The organism is Methylophaga sp. F-2 (assembly GCF_056859315.1).
The window spans coordinates 296,234-313,900 of record NZ_JBSXOF010000019.1 but is presented as its reverse complement, the minus strand read 5'-3'; the positions used below and the strand labels follow the sequence as shown (position 1 = coordinate 313,900).

Genomic DNA, 17,667 nt, shown 5'->3' with positions numbered 1-17,667 from the left:
AATGAGAATAATTGATAAATATTTAGAAGCATTAAAAACATTTGATGATTGGGTCATTGTCTCGGACTGGGCGAAGAAGTTTGGTGAGATGTACCCAGACCTTTTAGAAAAAGCCGAGTTAGAAGCCGCTAATCAACTTAATGACACCACAGGCATCAGAGAGATAGCAGCAAGGATCAGTTCTGCATTAAGTCGTGGTGCATATGATGACTTAGTCGAAATCGATACCAGCGATAAACCTAAACGTGTTCGTTTTGTTCCTGAACCGCTTCGACAAATCCACCAAGCACAAGAAATAGAAGAAGATATTGCGCCATTAAAACGTGATGACATTATCAAGCAATCACTTAATACAATATCGACGCATGAACGGTATCGATTGACTGAATTTGAAAATATAGCCAAACAACTTAAAGCGTTTTTTGGTTTGGACTTTGAAGTGGATCATGCCAAGTCGTTATTAAATGCATCAGAGTCTGGTCAGCATCATCCAGATAATTTGCAGTTATTACTCCGAGCACACAATGCTCGTAAAAGTAATGAGAACTGGACCAGATTTTCCATTGATGAACAAATTAGCTACATAACCACAGCGATCAAATTACAAGAACTCGTCGCGGATAAATTCCAAATACATATGGAACATCGTGTACTGGATTCGTTAATAGACAGACTAAAAAGCATTTATTAGACGATTGTTGAATTTTAAATTCTGCAGGGGTATTCCCGAAATCATCACCAGTTTTTAAATTTCGAGCCTCACCAAAATCGACAAAAAAACATTCTGAATAACGCGGTGTGATGCTTACTAATCGTGTCTATTAATAATTAAACAGACTTGAATAAAAACGTGATACGATTTCGCCATCTTGTTAATGGTATATCCCTGTACCTCTAATCCAGTCATGTATAAATCCGAATCAGCTCTCTCTCAACGCTATGTCTTATCCCTTTTTGGGATCTGCTTCTTGTCGTTGTTGTTGCTGACTCTGCCAATAGCTTCCTATGCTAAAAGCGACTCAAGCAATGAGATTAATCACGGGCTTATTAGTCATCTTGATTCATTTAATACTCAGGGATACTTTCTTCGAATAGCTGAAATTAAACATCAGTCTGCTGAAGCATTTTTTCCTGATATTGACTTACCTTTGTGGGCTATTTGTCACTCACAAAATCAACATCCGAAAAACTGGGGTTCAGTCTGTTTTGTATTTAAAGACATTACAGAAGCAACGCCTTTTTCTCATTATTACCTCTATCCGCCTTTGAGAGCGCCACCTCTAGCTTAGTTTCGTCCATACAAATCGGCCCTTTGGCCAGGGCTTTTTATTTCGAAAACGTTAGAGGTTTTTCATGAAATCATTGTCTTCACGGACCATTGTTTATGGTTTGTTGATTGTGTTCGGGCTGCTGTGCAGTTTACCTAACATTCTTCCTTATTCCTTGTCTCAAAAACTGCCTGCCTGGTATACCGACACGACCATTTCTATGGGGTTAGATTTACAGGGCGGTTCACACCTGCTTTTGGAAGCGGACACAAAAGAGTTATTAAACAAACAATATGACTTACTGCAGTCTGAGCTGACCAGCGAGTTGCAAAAGCAGGGGATTTACTACACGAGTCCTGTCATTTCTGAGTCAGGTTTATATATACCCATTCGTAAAAGCGCGGACATCGATAAATCCATTGAACTTGCTAGTCAATTAGCGCGTAATTCAACAGATGGCAAAAAACGTTTTGACATCAAAAAAGAAATTGACGGGATTCAAATAAGCTTAGATCAACGATGGGTTGAATCACTTGTCACGGATGTTGTTAACCAAAGTCTTGAGGTGGTCAGAAAACGCCTTGATGAGACGGGACTGGTTGATCCGAGTATTACCCGTCAAGGCAAGCAAGATATTCTGGTTCAAATGCCGGGTGTGGCAGATCCTACTAAGATTCGTGAACTGCTTGGCACCACGGCAAAAATGACATTTCATTGGGCAGCCACTGATACAACAAAAAATACGGTGACTTACCCCGATATCAATACGGATAGCCGCTACCGTCTCGAAACTCAGGTGGCCATGGAAGGTAAACACATACGTGATGCTCAGGTAGGGTTTAATCAGAAAACCGGCGAACCCGTAGTTAATTTCAAGCTTGATAGTGAAGGCGCCAAATTATTTGGCAATATGACCCATAACAATATAGGGCGTGCACTCGCTATTGTGCTTGATGGGAAAGTCATTACAGCCCCTGTTATTCGTAGTGAAATACCGGGTGGAAGCGGTGAGATTAGTGGCAATTTCACTACCTCTGAAGCGAATAATTTAGCGTTATTATTGAGGGCAGGGGCTTTGCCTGTTCCATTACATGTGATTGAAGAGCGAACCGTTGGTCCTGATCTTGGCAGTGATGCCATACAAATGGGGCTAACAACCGGCCTGTTAGGTGCAGCGATGGTAGTGATTTTCATGCTGGGAATCTATGGCAGATGGGGGCTTATCGCGTGTACAGGTCTTGCTATTAACGTAGGCCTGATTTTTGGTGCACTGGGTTTACTTGGTGCAACACTAACCCTGCCTGGTATTGCCGGAATTATCCTGACCATTGGCATGGCGGTGGATGCCAATATTCTTATTAATGAACGCATCCGGGAAGAATCAAAGCGAGGTAAAGCAGCCTGGAAAGCGCTTCGTGAGGGCTTTGACAAAGCGTATACCACCATTCTGGATTCAAATTTAACGACGCTTATCGCGGTAAGTTTGTTATTTATGTTTGGCACAGGACCTGTTCAGGGCTTTGCTGTGACGATAGGAATCGGTTTGGTGACTTCAATGTTTACTGCCGTTGCCGTGACACGATTACTTATGGAATGGTCTATTCGGGGTAAAGAAAAACAGCCTTTAAAGATCAACGGTTTCAATTTCTTAGATAGATTAAGTGATAAGGGCATTAATTTTCTGCGTGGGCGTTATGCAGGCCTGACAACGTCAGCCATTTTGTCTATTGCTGCTGTGGTGTTGTTCTTTCAGCCGGGTCTGAAATATGGCGTTGATTTTACTGGGGGAACATTAGTTGAGGTTCACGCCACAGATTTATCTGTTGAACAAATCAGAAATACGCTGGGAACTCACCATTTATCAGATGCCCTTATTCAGGAAACAGGGAAGGCGGGGGACTTTCTGGTCAGGCTGCCTGTGACATCAACTGACCCTGGTGCCACATCACAGCAAGTTAATGATTTAAAAGAAGCCGTACTGACTATTCAGCCTGATGCTGACTTTCCTAAAGTCGATATGGTAGGCCCTAAAGTCAGTGGACATTTCTCCGATAACACGATCCTGGCTATCTTGTTAGCTGGGGTAGGGATGTTAATCTACCTGACACTGCGGTTTGAATCTCATTTTGCTATCGCTGCAACATTAACGATTGCTTTAGATTTAACTAAAACCATTGGTTTCTTTGCGTTAACAGGTGTTGAATTTAATCTGACGGCAGTGGCGGCATTGTTAGCCCTTATCGGTTATTCCATCAATGATAAAGTGGTGGTGTTTGATCGTATTCGAGAAAGCATACGGGCCACACCGGACAAACCGATTATTCAGATGATGAATGAGAGTATTTCGTCGACATTAACCAGGACGGTATTTACGTCTGTTACCACATTTTTGGCACTTTTACCGATGGGAATAGCAGGCGGGTCAGCCGTTTCAAGTTTTGCCTTACCTATGCTTTTTGGCATAGTGATTGGTACAAGTTCATCAGTATTTATTGCGGCACCTATTTTGTATTTCTTGAGTCAACGCAGAAGCCAAAAAGGTCTGGCACTGCTGAGACCAACGACAGAAGAAATGCGTGAGAAGTTGGCCCAAATTCCTTAGAGAGGATAAGTATGGTTTGGCTATTGCTGTTAAGTGGTTTAGTACTGCTCATTGTTGGAGCGGATATGCTGGTAAAAGGGGCTGCCAAGCTTGCCGGTAGTTTTGGTGTGCCGCCATTAGTCATTGGCTTAACCGTCGTCGCCTTTGGAACGAGTGCTCCTGAACTCGCTGTCAGCGTTAAATCTGCCTGGTCCGGCCAGGCAGAGCTGGCTATTGCGAATGTGATTGGAAGTAATATTTTTAACATTCTATTCATTCTTGGTCTGGCCGCACTCATATCCCCATTACTCGTTTCCAAGCAGCTTATCAGACAGGATGTGCCTATTATGATTGCTGTATCTGCCATAGCGACGGTCATGGTATGGAATGGATTACTTGAGAGATGGGAATCAGCCATTTTGTTTTTAGCTTTACTTGCTTACACCGGTTTTCTGTTTATCCAAGGTAAAAAGCAAAATGATGAAGAGGGAATAGCTGAAATCGATGAATTACTCTCCGGGAATACACCGACATGGAAAAGCGTATTGTATTTCGTTGTCGGCCTCATATTACTGGTGTTAGGTGCTCGCTGGTTAGTACAAAGTGCGATTAGCATTGCTACAGGATTAGGTGTTAGTGAAGCTGTTATCGGACTAACCATTGTTGCTGTGGGCACATCATTGCCCGAAGTCATGACCTCAGTTATGGCAACAATACGAGGGGAGCGAGACATTGCAATTGGTAATGTTGTCGGTAGTAATATTTTCAATATCCTCTGTGTGCTTGGCCTGGCAGGACTCATCTCACCAGAACCATTAATTGCTGGCCCACAATTGGCAACATTAGATATACCTGTCATGTTGGCTGTTTCAGTGTTATGTCTACCTTTATTTTTTGTGGGTGCCGCATTAACCCGGTTTGAGGGATTTTTATTCCTTCTTTTATATACATCTTATGTTTCGTACATGATTTTAGTAGTTACTCAGGCTAACGTCGTCACCATATTAGAACAGGCGTTAATCTATGGCTTAATTCCAGCTGTATTTATTTATGTCAGTTTTACTTTAGTAAGAGATTTGATGCAGCAGCAGAAAAAATAACCAATGCTAGTAAGTCCGGTTTGAGACAACTATTACAGAATACAAAATCGTCCATCTGGACTTACTAACATTTATTTATTAATGATTGGTTTGGATCTCTGATTAACCAGAATGTGACATCTAATAAATAAAACAAGCAGACAAAAAAGTGCTGAATAACCACTTTTTGAATTTAAAAATCTGCAGGGTAATTACCCGAAATGAATGTCAGATTTTAAATTTTAAACACCTGCAAAACGACACAAGAAACATCCTCAATGACAGCGATCGATTTGTCATAACGCATATTATAAGAATAGACCAGAAGCGGATTTGAACATCTTAAAAGTCGAGTCGTTCGGCTCTCGTTTTTGCACCTACTTAAGTTCGCATAATATATATTATGTTAAATTGTGCAAATTGCACAAAAAAAATTACATAATTTTAGAATTAAGCGCTCACTCCCTGTAAAATGCGCAACCCTGCGAGGTTTTAGGATGGGAAAATTTCAAGATTTAAGACACAAAGCACGCCTTTCTCGCCAAGCGTGCGCCGACTATTTAGGGGTTAATCTTTCCACGGTCAACCGTTGGGATAATGACCGAGTAAAAGCACCTTTTGCAGTTCAAGAGCTGCTCAGAGTAATATCAGGCGAATTGCCTGACCTCTCTCTGCGGTCTTGTTTTGTTGGCTGGCGTTTTAGAGAGGATTTTTTAATTACACCAGAAGGAGAAAAATACACCGCCGAAGATATAAGAGAGATTCGACTATTACGGTCGATGATTAACACACTTGAGGTCGAAGTGAAAAAACTCAATAAACAGATAATTGACCTCACCCCTGATGGAAAACCGATTCAACAAACCAATGTTTTAAAATTTCCAAATCGTCGAATTGGTTAAAAATGGAGCCTATACAATGAAAAAACTATCAATATTCGCCCTTCTTTTACTGTCTGTACTGTCTGGCTGTGCAACTACTGCACCCTCTCAGGTTTACCGCCCAAGCAACGCTCAGCAAGCTATTAAAATCAGCGGAGACTATAACGAGTTTAGTACAGCGTTAAATATCTATTTTGACGGCACACCCACACTACAAGGCAAGATGCCTATATTTTCCGACTCAATGGAATTAAACGGCACTTATGGCAATTATGACGCATCCGCCGTATGTACTAGACAAACTCAGATATTAAACGAAGTTATTAATTGTATGGTTTTTATTGATAACGAGCGGGCTACGACTCTCACATTTTAGCCAGGCACAAAAAAGGCGGATTTATTCCGCCTTTTTTTATAGCCTCACCTCTGCCATTGTTTCCAGTTTTACGACACGCTGCACAATGTCCCGCATATCTTCGTGTATTGTGTCGAGCTGGTTAGTCATTCTATTTAAATACCAGCCGACCATCGCAATTCCGCACGACGCGATTATTTCCGGTGCATACTCCATCATTTATCCCGCGTGAAAAAGCCAATCAATCCCGCAATACCCGAGCCCACCGAAACGATAGCGCCTTGCAGCTCAGGTGCAACCTGAACACCTGCCCCCGTCAGGATAGCAACCAAGCCAACCCATGAGCTGCGCTCTGTCAATCTTTCAACAATAAAACCCATTATTTAAACACCCCCTTTTTGTGTGCATACCAAAAACCAGCAGCCCCAACAGCCACCCAGAACAATTTATTATTTTCCGATACTGAATCGGTAACATCGGACGCAATCCAGCCCGCCGCACCACCTACCAGCGAAGGAATCAACCATATAGGCATCACAAAGCCCTCATGTGTGTATCTACGTAGGACTCATCCATATATCGCGCCAAAAAGTCATCATTCTGACCGTAAAAGTCGAAAGAACCCGCCCCAAATGAACCGGAGCTAAACCAGTTTGAAAACTCACTAGAAAACTGTTTTTCTTTCTTAATTTGCAGCCATGCAGCATAAGCCCCAATCAATGCCGCCCCCATTAAAACTAAATCCTTTGTGCTTTTTGTCATGCGTACCCCTTCAATACGTCATCCGCTATCTGTTCCACATATTGCCGCGTCTCTTTTGGCGCATTGGCAAAGCCTTTTTTCTTTAGGTTTCCTATACCCCAGTTATAAGCCGCAAGCGCCATTAGCCACGAACCTGTTTGCGTGTATAGGCTTCTCAGGTATTGCCCCGCGTAGTCAATCGCCTCATTGACGTTTAACGGGTCTACATTTGGATGCCATCGCGGCACAATCTGCATAATTCCAACCGCACCCGCACCACTTACCGTGTCACCCTTGATTATGTCATCGCGGAATCGGCTTTCTTGATACGCCACCCTAACCAGCAGATTTTCAGGTAACGAATATTTAATCTCTGTTTTCTGGAGCTGGTACAAGTAAGGCTCCGCGCTTTTGGGTGGAATCCACGTATTAAAACCGCTGACCGTCGCATAACTTCCCTTCATTGTGTTGACCAGTGGTAAAAGAATCGCTTGCTCTTGCTCCTTCGATAGCTTTGCCGCTATCAACCCCAGCCCTAACGCTGCAATGATTTTTTCAATTGTCATAATGTCGCCGCCAGTTCAAAAAGTTCATTTTCTTGCTGCTCTGTTAGGTTAAGCCCCGCCACTAAAACCCGTGTCAATTTTTCATCCCTATCCACTGCTCCGGCAAACTCCCATTCTATTTGAGCCGCTAAACGCTCCTCATCTGGCAAGTTATTAATAATTGTTTCAACTTGTGATAAGTAGCCTTTTTTTAAAAGAGCTAGTCTTGCCTGACGCATAGAAACTGCTTTTATTTGCGGCTTAACAGGTGCTAATACTTCCGCAACCTCATCAGCCGTTAATGGCTGCATTTCAGGCTTTATAAAATTGTCCTGACTTCCGTCTGACTCAAAAGCGAATATTTGCCCGTTTCTTTTAAAATACTTCATGACTATCTCAGCTCCCGCCAATCTGAAATAGTCCCGCTCGCTACAACTTGATATTCTGAACCAGCAGGAACTAGGAACATCCCACCGCACCAGCTCTGACCAGTCGGTGAAGCATCACCAGAAAAAGGGCACATTTCCCCGTCTATCTCCGCATACATCATGCGATAGGCTCCGACATAAACAATACTTCCCACAAATACGGCTATCGTTTTGCTGGTTGTGTTGGTATAAACCACATTGAAAGCCCTATCCGCGATAACATCGACAACCTGTTGATTAACGCCTAAACCATAGTGTTTTTTTATCGGTTTTAAATTTGTGGCCAATCCTGACATTAACTGATCTCCTCCAATATCCTCAAATCTACACTTAAGCCATCAGAAACCGCCCATATTTCAGCCCTTGCCGCCTTATCAATCGTTATTTGCTGTTTTGCATCTAAAGGCATCCCGTTTGCAGGCAATACCCCCGAATCTGAACCAATAAACAGCACACCATCATCGTTATTATTCATTAGCACAAAAGAGCGTCTTGACACGTCATAATCAAGAATCTTTTTTGCTGTTCCGCTGACCGTATCACTTGACACAATTAATGATTCAGCCTTACTAAAAACGTCAACACTTCCCGATATGCTTGTGCGGTTGTCGTCAATCTTTCCCTTGCCCGCAATAATGCTGACTTCTTGAGTTACAGCACTTTGCAATGTCAGTTTTGAAAATGGCTTTTCTGTCGTTAAAGACATGCCAGACTCTAGCCCCGCCAGACTCGCGCCCGTGTCCGGCTGCACTGAAAATTCAGCCTCACCGGAAATCACTCGGAAATAATCCCCGACCACTGATAAAGGCGTACTTTCCCCCGCCTTGAGTTTTAACTTATAACGCCGCATTACTTCGCCTTTTTAGAATAGAAGTAGACACCCGCCACGATTGCCGCCGCGCCTGCCCCATATTTAATCATTGTCTGGATAGTTTCCGCCGTGTCATCCGTTGCTGCCGTTTTGGCTAAGTCAGACACCTTTTCGGCATACTGTCCCGCGCCAGCCGCCACACCATCAGCAAGCCCCATTGCCGCATTATTTACACGCTCTTGAGCATCTAAAAATGCTTGTGTAACCGCAGTAATCCCTGCCACTGCATCCTGACCAATACCGAGCGCCCCCTGAACGGCTCCGGCGTCCGTTACATTCACAGCGCCATCGGTAAAAATACTTGTGCCCTGCACGCCTTGCACATTGACATTTTTAGTATTTGTCGTTGTGGTAGTGCTTGCACTGCTTTTGCTGCTACTACTTCCCATTGGTCACCGCTTCTAAATTTAATTCATACTTTCGCCCGACTTCCTCAAAGCCTAGCCCCTCAACAATACGGCCTATGCCGCGCCTATGCGTTGACACCTCAACAGCTACCGCGCCGACATTTGCCGCCAAATTGCAGAACGCCTTCAAGCTGTCCTCATAACAAAACGCTGCCTTTTCGGCTTTTTGCCCGCCTACCATCACCAACACCAGCCCGTTTGCCCGCTCTTCCAAGCACGTCACCGCCCAACCGTAACCGACTACGCGCCAAAGCTCACAGCGCCCCCGCTGAACGTCTCCGCCAACAACTGGCAAAGTATCACCCAGCGCAAGCGCCAGACCTTCCGCCGCCTCGCTGCTCCATTTCTCTTTTACTAGCTCAATCATTAATTTACTTTTTTGAGAATGAACACCACCAAGACAGCAGCACCCGCTATATACAAAATCCGGTTATCTGTGACCAGTTGATTTGCATTTGCTTGACCAGAGTTAAAGCCTGCATAGGTTGTATTGATACGTGGGAAATCAGGAAAGGCGGGCACATTTAACCCGCCCACCGACACCGAAACGGGCGAAGTTGCGGCAGGCGCTGCACCTCCTGCCGACTTTCTTTCTTCACCCGCTGATACCGCTTGAAGCCCAAGCGCTGCCAACTGTCCCCACATTACTTTTTAACCACTGCATAAGTCACAGCAGCAGCAGCCAACAGCAACCACCATTTTTTATCTACACCGCCAAAGCTATCAGAACTTGTCGGCACATAAATCGGCGTAGGCTGAACGCTTACATTCTGCGGAACCTCAGTGGTTCCCAGCATTTGCGCTTGCTGCTGAGCCGCCAATTGATACTTGAACTGCTCTTGCTGCAAACGTTGCGCCGCTTGAAAGTCTAAAAACTGACTAACAAAATCAGAGCCAGTAGCAAAAACGCGGTCTATTAATGAGCCGCTAGAAATGCCACTGGTTCCAGTCGTTGACGGCGCATTATAGGAAGCGTCCAAAACGTCAGAAGCAAAAATGTCATCCGCTGATGCACCAAACATAAAGCCCCCTTAAATGCCGTTAAAGCCGTCTAAATACTCAACCAGCAAAGAGACTGCACCCGCGCTGCCTAAATCCATACGAAAGCGCAAATCCTGAGCGCCTTGAGTGACAAGAGACTGAGCTAAATCACCCTCTAAGCATGTATCGAAATGCGTAGCATCCGCCGTCTGTGGCGTGCGCCCGTATCCTTTCTGAATTGCTTGCGCCAGTGTCTTGGAAGCGTCAAATACTTTTTGACTGTCAATCTCTACTTCTAAGTCATTAACGTCTGATTTAAAAGCGTGTAAAGCCATGATGCGCGGGCCTTTTGGAAGTGTTGAAATTTCCATTGTTCCGGCAACTGATGCATCAAATTGAAATTCACGCACTTTAATAAATGCGCCCAGCAGTTGAGGCTCAGACTGTACCGCGTGCGCCTTGATAACTGGTGCCGTCGCGCCGCTATCAATATCAATATTAATCGCCAGCGTTGATACATCTTGCGTGCCCAGCGCCGTTAATCGCTGATCACGTAGCGCCACCATTTCAGGGCGGGCAAAATGCAGCGTGATAAAGCCTGATGTTTCCGCACGACCGTAATAGTCATTTAGTTTTTTAACTCGCGCCATGTCCTTAAAGGTCATCACAGGTTTACCATTAATGACGACTTCAACATTTTTCATTTGTGCCAGTGTGACGCCTGAATATTCAAATTCAATGCGGTCATAAGTCAGACCTACAGGACAGTTTAAAGTCGCTGTTTGACCTGCTCCGACATTCGCAAGGCTTGGCAGTGATTTTGTTAAACGCATTTACTGCCCCTTACTTGTTGTTTACGAAATTACTAGCAGCTTCGACGCGGTTTACTACCGCCATAGTGGCGACCACGATAGCCGCAGTTTTTAAAATTGTTTTAATGCTTGGCATTACTTCCATCCCTTAGTTATTTAAATGTTTTCCCCGCTATGCGGTCGATACCAGTTAAATAATAAAAGTCGATATAAACAACACGTTTAAATCATATTTCCTTATAAAGAACAAAAGGCCAAAAAAAAGGGGCTAACCGCCCCTTTATCTTTAAAAACTGCGCTATTTTTTTATGTTGTAACGCCTTTTTTATATGCCCCCTCTTTGCCTGCTTTTGATGGGATAAATTCAATATATTCGCCATCATCCAGCATTAAATCATCTGGATTTATATTTAGCTCCGCCGCCATATATTTCCGGTCGGCTGCTCTGGTTTGCCTCCCAGCGTGAAGCATTGAAGCATTGCCTATAATGGTCTTGTCGCTTTCCGCTGGCCTTTGTGTTAATCCGTAGATTTTTAAACCAATAGCGCGCCCTTTTCGGCAAACATCACCCCAACCCGCAGGCGCCTTGCTTGGCGTTGTTACGTCTGCCAACTCCTCCGCGACCACCGTAGCCCAGCCCCATGCCATCATACAATTACAAAAGAACTCAAAACTTTTCGCACATGGTCTAGGCGGTTGAAAAGCCACTTTTAGCGCCTCTGTTTTGTGTGTTTTCAGCAGGTTTAAAAGCTCTCTTTGTGTTTTGGCAATAACAATTCCCTGTACGTCTCCGTATTCATGCTTAGCGGCATCGTAAACAGCAACCCGCTTACGTCTGGCAATGATTTTTTTAACATAGGTCGTTTTTCTGCTCCCACTGCTACCACTTACAAGGACTATCTCCGCCTTTTGCGAGTTATCAAGCCTCGGCATTACTCCCCCCTTCCTTTTGGTCATAACTGGCGTCATTTGCCGCTTCTATGTGTTGCTTTCGTGGCGTTCTCAGCCTTGGCAAAACAATTGCGCCAGTGATTAATACTGCGTTAATTTCCAGCCCGTGATCACCTAACCCATCAGGGAAATATTTATCCAGTAAATCAGCATAAGCCCCGCTTAACTGCTCAATTTCCGGCTGTGAAACGCCCCAATTAGAAACCCCATTTCCAGCAATGGCTGGACAATTTGCCTTGTTTCTGGCTGTGCTGGCTCCACATAGGCTGCATCATTTGCCGCCTGCATGGGTTCCTCATCATTTATCTGTGATTCCAGATGCTTAAAATCGTCATCTTGTTTTATTGCTTCGCTTGTCATTTATAGCCCCATTTCATCTTCAAAACTGTTAGCCCGTTTTTTTTGCTCGTACTTGGCATCATTGGCAGGCTCAATACTTTTACTTTCGTAACTTTCATCATTTGCAGGCTTATAAAGCGCCGCAATGTCCATATTGAATTTTGCGTGTTTTTTAATGTATGCCTGAAACGCTGGCAAAGTCGGCATTATTAACCCGCACTCACTGCAATTTATATACAGCTTTGCTGTTTTCAGGCTTTTGAACACGCCCGCTATAACTTGCACATCGTCATGATGACGACAAGTTATCTCCCCCACCTTTGGATTCTTTGCTTTCAAATCAAAACACCCCCGCTTTTAATTTCAACTTATTCAATAGCTCGACTGTTGCCGCCCCTTCTGGCATATCTGATACACTAATAATCATCAAATCAATTGCATGTTGAATATCAACCAACTCTACATTTATTGCCGAATCTAACGCCTTTATCACTGGACAGGCTTTTGAACGTCTACGAATAGCCGCCTCTCTCGCCTCTCTTTTCTTTCTGTTGCTTTCTACCTGTTTTCTGGCTTCACTCGTTTCCATACTGGCGGGATAAATCACTTATTACCCCCTAGAATCTCCAACTCATCAATGATGCCCTCAACTAAATAAAGCGTACTTTCTAGGCACTGCTCCGCCGCGCTGGCACGCTGCAACAAAGGCATTTTTTTAATATTTCTGACCTGCTCGGTCACTCTATGGAGTCGTTCCCTTAATTTTTTTTCACTCATAATTCACCGTACAACTATTTACACCAGTCCAAGCAATGACCGCTTCGCGTTCATTGAAAAAGAAAAAAAACCATTCATGCCATGAGCGGCACGAACTAATAACGCCTTACGGCTAGACTTCTGTTTTGTCGTTTTAACCTCCCCCATTTCCAGACCTTTAAAACTTGCCTTCACGTCCACCTCTGGCAAGCCCTGCTCTTTATAAGAAAATGACCACTTAAAAAACCGCGTTATCACTTCCACTTTGTCAACAATCAACCCTTTTACAGCGCCTAAAGCTGGCTCCCCATATCTGTTTAAAAGACCAGTGACCAGAACACCGCTTTTTATGTATTCCTGCTTTCCAAAAAAGCTCTTTTCATCTGGAACAAATGACTTTTTATACAAATCCATTTCCTTCTCTGTTTCTCTCAAATACTCAACCTCTCGCCCCATAAGCTCACGCAGAAATGCTGCATACTCGCCAGCATCAGCCGCACGCCATAAAGGCTTTACACACTCCGGCAAGTCCTGCTCATTTCTAATGCGTCTCAGCTCTCGCCATTTGCCTATTACTTTGTTTCCTATTTCTTGGAATTGGTGTATTCCCCATGTAGCAGCCCAAGCAACAGAACGTAAAAGGCCATCACTGGCACTTTTGCCGTCTCTGTCGAAATCGTCCAAGCCGTCCATAGATACATTTTTTGCTATGTACTTAGCTATATAGCCCGCCGCGCTGCCTTTGTTTGGGTCGATTCTCACAGGCTTAAAACGGGCAAGATATGCCCCTTTTTCGTCACCATCTTCTTTTAAAGCGTGCTCCCTGAAAATGGCACGCATCTGTGCTGCGTTTGACTTCTCAATGAACAGCAAGAAATGCCAATGCGGACAGGCGTCCTTGTGTGGCTCAGCCACCCGAAAACCGACAGGATTTAATTTGTTTCTGTGAAGTTTTGCCCTTATCCGGCTGTAAATATCAGATAGATATTTCTGCGCCTGCTTCGGGCTTTCGCCGTTATATTTTGGGTTTGGCCTGCCGTTGCTTGTGGCGTGATACTTACTCGGACACGTCAGCGTGTAGAACTCACATACAAGCCCTTTTCTTTTGGCTTCTTCTTCTAGCCCACGAATCCTTACCATTAATTCATTTTTACGGTTTACAGGATTGGACACCCCAGCCGCCGACAGCTCCGCCAGTGATGCCTTATAACCAACATCGTTTTCAGCCTCGATAAACTCTAATAACTGGCTGTTTCTTCTGTTTTGCTGCTCCCGACGCTTTAAAGTCTCATTACTGACATAATTTGATTTGAAACCAACCAAACCCGCCTTGATTGCCTCATGTTCAACGTGTCGATTAACTGCAACCCTTAAAGCTCTACGCCACCAAACAGGACAGGCAAAACGCTTACATAATGTCTCGTAAGTTGAGCCAGTCTTTAAAGGCGGAGCCTTAACCCCTAAAGGCTTTATTTCCTTTTCAATTTCTTTATAAAGAAACTCCCAATCCTGACCGCTGGGATTTTGCTCGACACCAAGCCATGACAATTCATGTTTTACTAGCTGGCTTATTCGCTCTTGATAGTGTTTTGCTTTTGCTTTTGCTGCGCTCTGTATTTCATCATCTGATGCACCCAACCCGACCGGATGCACTTTTAAAGAATCACGCTTTTCCAGCAGGTACAGATTAGCCTCACGTCTGCCCTGCTTTTCATCGTTCAAAATTTGATTGTATTTTTTTGCATAACCAAATGCCCAGCGAATCGGCAATTGCTCCAAGATTCCAGACACAAACTCTCGGTCATCAAAAAAAGGCTGTGCAATGTCTAAAGGCTCACGCATTGACTAACCCCGACTTAACCTCAGCCCATACCGTCATATTCTCGGTTGCTTGCTTTATTCGCTTTTTATCTCTGGCTATATGTTCGCCGAATGGCTTATTAATGAATTGTTTTTGTGCCCGCTGGCTTGGCTCTAAAGCAATACCAGCAAACAACATAACCGCCCGCCGCTCGTTGTGGTTAAGCTCATCATCCCAATAAGATGAGAACGGGTCTTTTTTCCCCAAAATCTGCCTGATTTTGTGTATGTATTCGTTTTTAATTTTTACACTGTTTTCTGTCACTTCGTTTTCCCTTTTTTCTAACCTTTTTTCCTTTCTCTAGCTGGGCACTTTTGCGCCCAGCGAGACAGGAAAAACTTCGTCCGGTAGCTACTCCGGCGGTGGCTATTTTCAACAGGGAATGACTTATAAAAACAGTCTTGACACTTGACGACTCACTTGATCCACGTCATATTTAAGCTGTGCAACCAGCACCGCTCTTTTTCAAAATATCTGTGTTTTCAGTGACTTGCAGCGCATAGTTAAAGTCAATATATATTATGTTAAATAGAATATATAATAATGCTTTCTCTAATAGATGTGAGTATTTACATAGTTTTCTTAAGACCCACCTCTTTTGGTGGTTAAAAGCACAGATATTTGTGATGAAGATAACGTTCAGAAAGGCTCGATATGCAGCCAGAATGACAAAGAAACAAGTGGCTGAGTACCTGGAAATATCACCAGGCACTGTGGCTAATTATGAAAAAACAAACCATGCCCCCAAAGTAATTATTGAGTGTCTTTTATTGCTTGGTGGCAAGATGCCAAGTATCGGCCGTCGGAATTGTTTTGAGGGTTGGTCTTTTGGCAATGGTTATCTGTGGTCACCCTCTGGAGAGAAATTTACCAGCGTAGAAATTCTAGCATCGCGTATTACTAGAAAATTGGCGGATGAACTTTATGAAAAGAATCTGAGGCAAAGAAAACAAAAAGAGAGTCATAAAAAAAAGAGCGATTAATTTGCATAATCGCCCCCTCTTCTTTGTATGTTCAAAATTTAAAATCTGACGTTGGTTTCGGGTAATTACCCTGCAGATTTTAAAATCTGAATATGTCGATTTTAGCGGTGTGCTACTTTGACGGTCGTGTTTTGCCAGACTTTGTGAACTTGTCTTTTGATTTGTTCAAAGTGTGCTGATTGTTCTGGCTGTTTATGAAGTTCAAGCATTATGCTAATGCCGTCTATCAGATAATCTGCCGCGTTCATTAATAAACTGGCTAAACGATTGGTGTCTTCGGCTCGGGTGGCAATACCGACAATAATCTGATGATCATCCATTTCAAGATCTTGTTCGACAGAGTGAATTCGAGAATGAACGGTTTCGCTTAAAAAGGCATATTCTGTGCGATATTCACTCATCAAACCGGCCATTTCAGCTTTGATAGCAGTACTGACATCACCACGGTTAATTTCATCCGCGCTGTTTATCATGCGTTCCAAATCATTCATCTCAAGTTCGGTTAAAGCATGAATCTCGAGCTGTTTCAGATAAAAGCGTGTCAGCACTTCCCTTCTTTGATCGGTATCACCTTCGGTCATGGCTTCGAGAAAGTCTTCATGACGATAAAATGCCGCGAGATTGAATAAGGCCTCTAGTAAACAACGCGACATGATTTCTGTTTCATGAATCATGCCCCGTTCGGCCATCAGCAGAATAGATTGAAAGTGAGAGAGCATGCGTTGGAAATAAAGGCTTAGATAGACTTCATTTTTATCATCAGGATGAATGTGGCAGTGATTTAAAATCGATTGCCCCAACTGGCTTAAATCTTCACAAACAAGGTATTGTGGAGTCTGGTGCATTTCAACACTGAGCGTTCCTGTTCGTGATTGCTCTGATAGAAAGCCTGTATCCTTAAAACTTGTTTGCTCTGACATAAAAACCTCTTTTATTGCTTAGTGATTATCTATCTTACGCTTACCTGCTTGGCTTACAAAGCCTGATCTGTTTTTGACTCATGATTTCATTTCTGTATAACTGGTGTGAACAGATACATAGATAAGGAGAATAATATGGGATGGCGTGAAGATGGTACAGAAAAAACCTATACAGATGAAGAAGTTGAAGCACGTTTAAAACAAGAGCTTCCACATTGGTATTTAGAGAACGGCTGGATACGTCGCAAATATAAAACCAGTGGCTGGAAAAGTACCTTGATGGTGGTCAATACCATCGGTCATTTAGCAGAGGCGGCATTTCATCATCCGGATTTAACGGTGTCTTACGCGTTTGTTATCGTCAAACTCACCAACCATGCAGCCAAAGGCATTACGGATAAAGATTTTGAGCTAGCCAAGAAATTTGAAGAAGTTGTGATGTGGCAGCCTGGCCTGGATGATGGTGCATTAGTTGGCACCCCTGATGATGCTCGCTTTAAATATATTAAATACGATTAGTGGATAGCTAAATGGATATTGATGAGTCTTTGAATGTCTTTGGTGAAAAGTTAGAAAGTTGTAGTGAAGAACCTCTCACGGGCTTTTACCGTGATGGTTGTTGTAATACCAGTGATGCTGACTACGGTCAGCACACGGTTTGTGTGCAAGTTAGTCAGGCATTTCTGGAATATTCACGTTTCCGTGGTAATGATTTAACCACGCCGGTGAAAGAATTTGGTTTTCCTGGTTTGAAACCAGGCGATCGCTGGTGCTTATGTGCTCAACGCTGGTTGGAAGCCTATGAGCACGACATGGCACCAAAAATCTATCTGGCAGCCACACATCAGCGTGCGACTGAAGTGATTCCGCTTGAAGTTTTAAAAGAATATGCGGCAGATCTGAATTAG

30 protein-coding genes are annotated in these 17,667 nt (G+C 43.6%); 9 read left to right on the top strand and 21 right to left on the bottom strand.

Features of this window, described 5'->3' with window-relative positions; translation table 11 throughout:
- The first annotated feature begins 1 nt into the window (after window position 1).
- The 6 genes from AC13DA_RS10870 to AC13DA_RS10845 all read left to right on the top strand — a co-directional run bounded on the left by AC13DA_RS10870 (window position 2) and on the right by AC13DA_RS10845 (window position 6,185).
- Window positions 2-691 carry an HNH endonuclease gene (locus tag AC13DA_RS10870; RefSeq protein ID WP_284451183.1) on the top strand — a complete coding sequence of 230 codons (690 nt, stop codon included), beginning with the start codon at window positions 2-4 and terminating at the stop codon, window positions 689-691.
- A 277-nt stretch (window positions 692-968) separates the two neighbouring features.
- On the top strand, window positions 969-1,289 hold the full coding sequence (locus AC13DA_RS10865) for a hypothetical protein (RefSeq protein ID WP_284451184.1): 321 nt from the start codon (window positions 969-971) through the stop codon (window positions 1,287-1,289).
- Window positions 1,290-1,353: 64 nt separating this feature from the next.
- Entirely contained in the window at window positions 1,354-3,870 is a 2,517-nt protein-coding gene (gene secD / locus AC13DA_RS10860; RefSeq protein WP_284451185.1) for a protein translocase subunit SecD, read from the top strand.
- 11 nt (window positions 3,871-3,881) lie between these two features.
- Window positions 3,882-4,949: a calcium/sodium antiporter gene (locus AC13DA_RS10855; protein ID WP_284451186.1), complete on the top strand. Its 1,068-nt coding sequence runs from the start codon at window positions 3,882-3,884 to the stop codon at window positions 4,947-4,949.
- A 476-nt stretch (window positions 4,950-5,425) separates the two neighbouring features.
- A complete protein-coding gene (locus tag AC13DA_RS10850; protein WP_482945944.1) occupies window positions 5,426-5,830 on the top strand; it encodes a DUF3653 domain-containing protein in 405 nt (134 codons plus the stop codon).
- A gap of 16 nt (window positions 5,831-5,846) precedes the next feature.
- Window positions 5,847-6,185, top strand: a complete 339-nt coding sequence (locus AC13DA_RS10845; protein ID WP_482945943.1) for a hypothetical protein — start codon at window positions 5,847-5,849, stop codon at window positions 6,183-6,185.
- A gap of 36 nt (window positions 6,186-6,221) precedes the next feature.
- Here AC13DA_RS10845 and AC13DA_RS10840 read toward each other — a convergent pair whose 3' ends face one another.
- The 20 genes from AC13DA_RS10840 to AC13DA_RS10745 form a co-directional block, all read right to left on the bottom strand.
- Complete coding sequence (locus AC13DA_RS10840) at window positions 6,222-6,380, bottom strand: hypothetical protein (protein ID WP_482945942.1); 159 nt, start codon at window positions 6,378-6,380, stop codon at window positions 6,222-6,224.
- On the bottom strand, window positions 6,380-6,544 hold the full coding sequence (locus AC13DA_RS10835; protein ID WP_482945941.1) for a hypothetical protein: 165 nt from the start codon (window positions 6,542-6,544) through the stop codon (window positions 6,380-6,382). Before AC13DA_RS10835 ends, AC13DA_RS10840 begins: the two co-directional genes overlap by 1 nt.
- Window positions 6,544-6,699, bottom strand: coding sequence for a hypothetical protein (locus AC13DA_RS10830; protein ID WP_482945940.1), 156 nt, complete (start codon window positions 6,697-6,699; stop codon window positions 6,544-6,546). Before AC13DA_RS10830 ends, AC13DA_RS10835 begins: the two co-directional genes overlap by 1 nt.
- Window positions 6,699-6,926, bottom strand: coding sequence for a hypothetical protein (locus AC13DA_RS10825; RefSeq protein ID WP_482945939.1), 228 nt, complete (start codon window positions 6,924-6,926; stop codon window positions 6,699-6,701). The genes AC13DA_RS10830 and AC13DA_RS10825 overlap by 1 nt, the downstream gene beginning before the upstream one ends.
- Window positions 6,923-7,471, bottom strand: coding sequence for a lytic transglycosylase domain-containing protein (locus AC13DA_RS10820; protein WP_482945938.1), 549 nt, complete (start codon window positions 7,469-7,471; stop codon window positions 6,923-6,925). Before AC13DA_RS10820 ends, AC13DA_RS10825 begins: the two co-directional genes overlap by 4 nt.
- Window positions 7,468-7,839 (bottom strand): hypothetical protein, encoded by a 372-nt coding sequence (locus tag AC13DA_RS10815; RefSeq protein WP_482945937.1) that lies wholly within the window; start codon window positions 7,837-7,839, stop codon window positions 7,468-7,470. The genes AC13DA_RS10820 and AC13DA_RS10815 overlap by 4 nt, the downstream gene beginning before the upstream one ends.
- A gap of 2 nt (window positions 7,840-7,841) precedes the next feature.
- The gene (locus AC13DA_RS10810; protein WP_482945936.1) at window positions 7,842-8,174 is read right to left on the bottom strand and encodes a hypothetical protein; all 333 of its coding nucleotides are present in this window, start codon (window positions 8,172-8,174) and stop codon (window positions 7,842-7,844) included.
- Window positions 8,174-8,728: a hypothetical protein gene (locus AC13DA_RS10805; protein WP_482945935.1), complete on the bottom strand. Its 555-nt coding sequence runs from the start codon at window positions 8,726-8,728 to the stop codon at window positions 8,174-8,176. The genes AC13DA_RS10810 and AC13DA_RS10805 overlap by 1 nt, the downstream gene beginning before the upstream one ends.
- Window positions 8,728-9,138 (bottom strand): hypothetical protein, encoded by a 411-nt coding sequence (locus AC13DA_RS10800; protein WP_482945934.1) that lies wholly within the window; start codon window positions 9,136-9,138, stop codon window positions 8,728-8,730. The genes AC13DA_RS10805 and AC13DA_RS10800 overlap by 1 nt, the downstream gene beginning before the upstream one ends.
- Window positions 9,128-9,523, bottom strand: a complete 396-nt coding sequence (locus tag AC13DA_RS10795) for a hypothetical protein (protein WP_482945933.1) — start codon at window positions 9,521-9,523, stop codon at window positions 9,128-9,130. The genes AC13DA_RS10800 and AC13DA_RS10795 overlap by 11 nt, the downstream gene beginning before the upstream one ends.
- Window positions 9,523-9,801, bottom strand: a complete 279-nt coding sequence (locus AC13DA_RS10790) for a hypothetical protein (RefSeq protein WP_482945932.1) — start codon at window positions 9,799-9,801, stop codon at window positions 9,523-9,525. Before AC13DA_RS10790 ends, AC13DA_RS10795 begins: the two co-directional genes overlap by 1 nt.
- Window positions 9,801-10,178 (bottom strand): hypothetical protein, encoded by a 378-nt coding sequence (locus AC13DA_RS10785; RefSeq protein WP_482945931.1) that lies wholly within the window; start codon window positions 10,176-10,178, stop codon window positions 9,801-9,803. Before AC13DA_RS10785 ends, AC13DA_RS10790 begins: the two co-directional genes overlap by 1 nt.
- Window positions 10,179-10,187: 9 nt before the next feature.
- Window positions 10,188-10,970, bottom strand: a complete 783-nt coding sequence (locus AC13DA_RS10780) for a major capsid protein P2 (protein WP_482945930.1) — start codon at window positions 10,968-10,970, stop codon at window positions 10,188-10,190.
- A gap of 285 nt (window positions 10,971-11,255) precedes the next feature.
- Window positions 11,256-11,918 carry an ATP-binding protein gene (locus AC13DA_RS10775; protein ID WP_482945929.1) on the bottom strand — a complete coding sequence of 221 codons (663 nt, stop codon included), beginning with the start codon at window positions 11,916-11,918 and terminating at the stop codon, window positions 11,256-11,258.
- A 144-nt stretch (window positions 11,919-12,062) separates the two neighbouring features.
- Complete coding sequence (locus tag AC13DA_RS10770; protein WP_482945928.1) at window positions 12,063-12,260, bottom strand: hypothetical protein; 198 nt, start codon at window positions 12,258-12,260, stop codon at window positions 12,063-12,065.
- Entirely contained in the window at window positions 12,261-12,578 is a 318-nt protein-coding gene (locus AC13DA_RS10765) for a hypothetical protein (RefSeq protein WP_482945927.1), read from the bottom strand. It abuts the gene before it with no gap.
- Window position 12,579: 1 nt separating this feature from the next.
- Window positions 12,580-12,846: a hypothetical protein gene (locus AC13DA_RS10760; RefSeq protein WP_482945926.1), complete on the bottom strand. Its 267-nt coding sequence runs from the start codon at window positions 12,844-12,846 to the stop codon at window positions 12,580-12,582.
- A complete protein-coding gene (locus tag AC13DA_RS10755) occupies window positions 12,843-13,016 on the bottom strand; it encodes a hypothetical protein (protein WP_482945925.1) in 174 nt (57 codons plus the stop codon). The genes AC13DA_RS10760 and AC13DA_RS10755 overlap by 4 nt, the downstream gene beginning before the upstream one ends.
- A gap of 18 nt (window positions 13,017-13,034) precedes the next feature.
- Window positions 13,035-14,837 (bottom strand): replication endonuclease, encoded by a 1,803-nt coding sequence (locus AC13DA_RS10750; RefSeq protein ID WP_482945924.1) that lies wholly within the window; start codon window positions 14,835-14,837, stop codon window positions 13,035-13,037.
- A complete protein-coding gene (locus tag AC13DA_RS10745; protein WP_482945923.1) occupies window positions 14,830-15,120 on the bottom strand; it encodes a hypothetical protein in 291 nt (96 codons plus the stop codon). Before AC13DA_RS10745 ends, AC13DA_RS10750 begins: the two co-directional genes overlap by 8 nt.
- A 401-nt stretch (window positions 15,121-15,521) precedes the next feature.
- Between AC13DA_RS10745 and AC13DA_RS10740 the strand changes: the two genes are divergently transcribed.
- Entirely contained in the window at window positions 15,522-15,839 is a 318-nt protein-coding gene (locus AC13DA_RS10740; RefSeq protein WP_284451187.1) for a hypothetical protein, read from the top strand.
- A 101-nt stretch (window positions 15,840-15,940) separates the two neighbouring features.
- Here the strand turns inward: AC13DA_RS10740 and AC13DA_RS10735 are convergent, their stop codons facing one another.
- Entirely contained in the window at window positions 15,941-16,759 is an 819-nt protein-coding gene (locus tag AC13DA_RS10735; RefSeq protein ID WP_284451188.1) for a DUF5677 domain-containing protein, read from the bottom strand.
- A 135-nt stretch (window positions 16,760-16,894) separates the two neighbouring features.
- On the opposite strand from AC13DA_RS10735, the gene AC13DA_RS10730 reads away from it, so the two are divergent.
- Together AC13DA_RS10730 and AC13DA_RS10725 are read left to right on the top strand one after the other, a co-directional pair.
- Window positions 16,895-17,278, top strand: a complete 384-nt coding sequence (locus tag AC13DA_RS10730) for a 4a-hydroxytetrahydrobiopterin dehydratase (protein ID WP_007145047.1) — start codon at window positions 16,895-16,897, stop codon at window positions 17,276-17,278.
- A gap of 17 nt (window positions 17,279-17,295) precedes the next feature.
- The gene (locus AC13DA_RS10725) at window positions 17,296-17,667 is read left to right on the top strand and encodes a DUF2237 family protein (RefSeq protein WP_272941592.1); all 372 of its coding nucleotides are present in this window, start codon (window positions 17,296-17,298) and stop codon (window positions 17,665-17,667) included.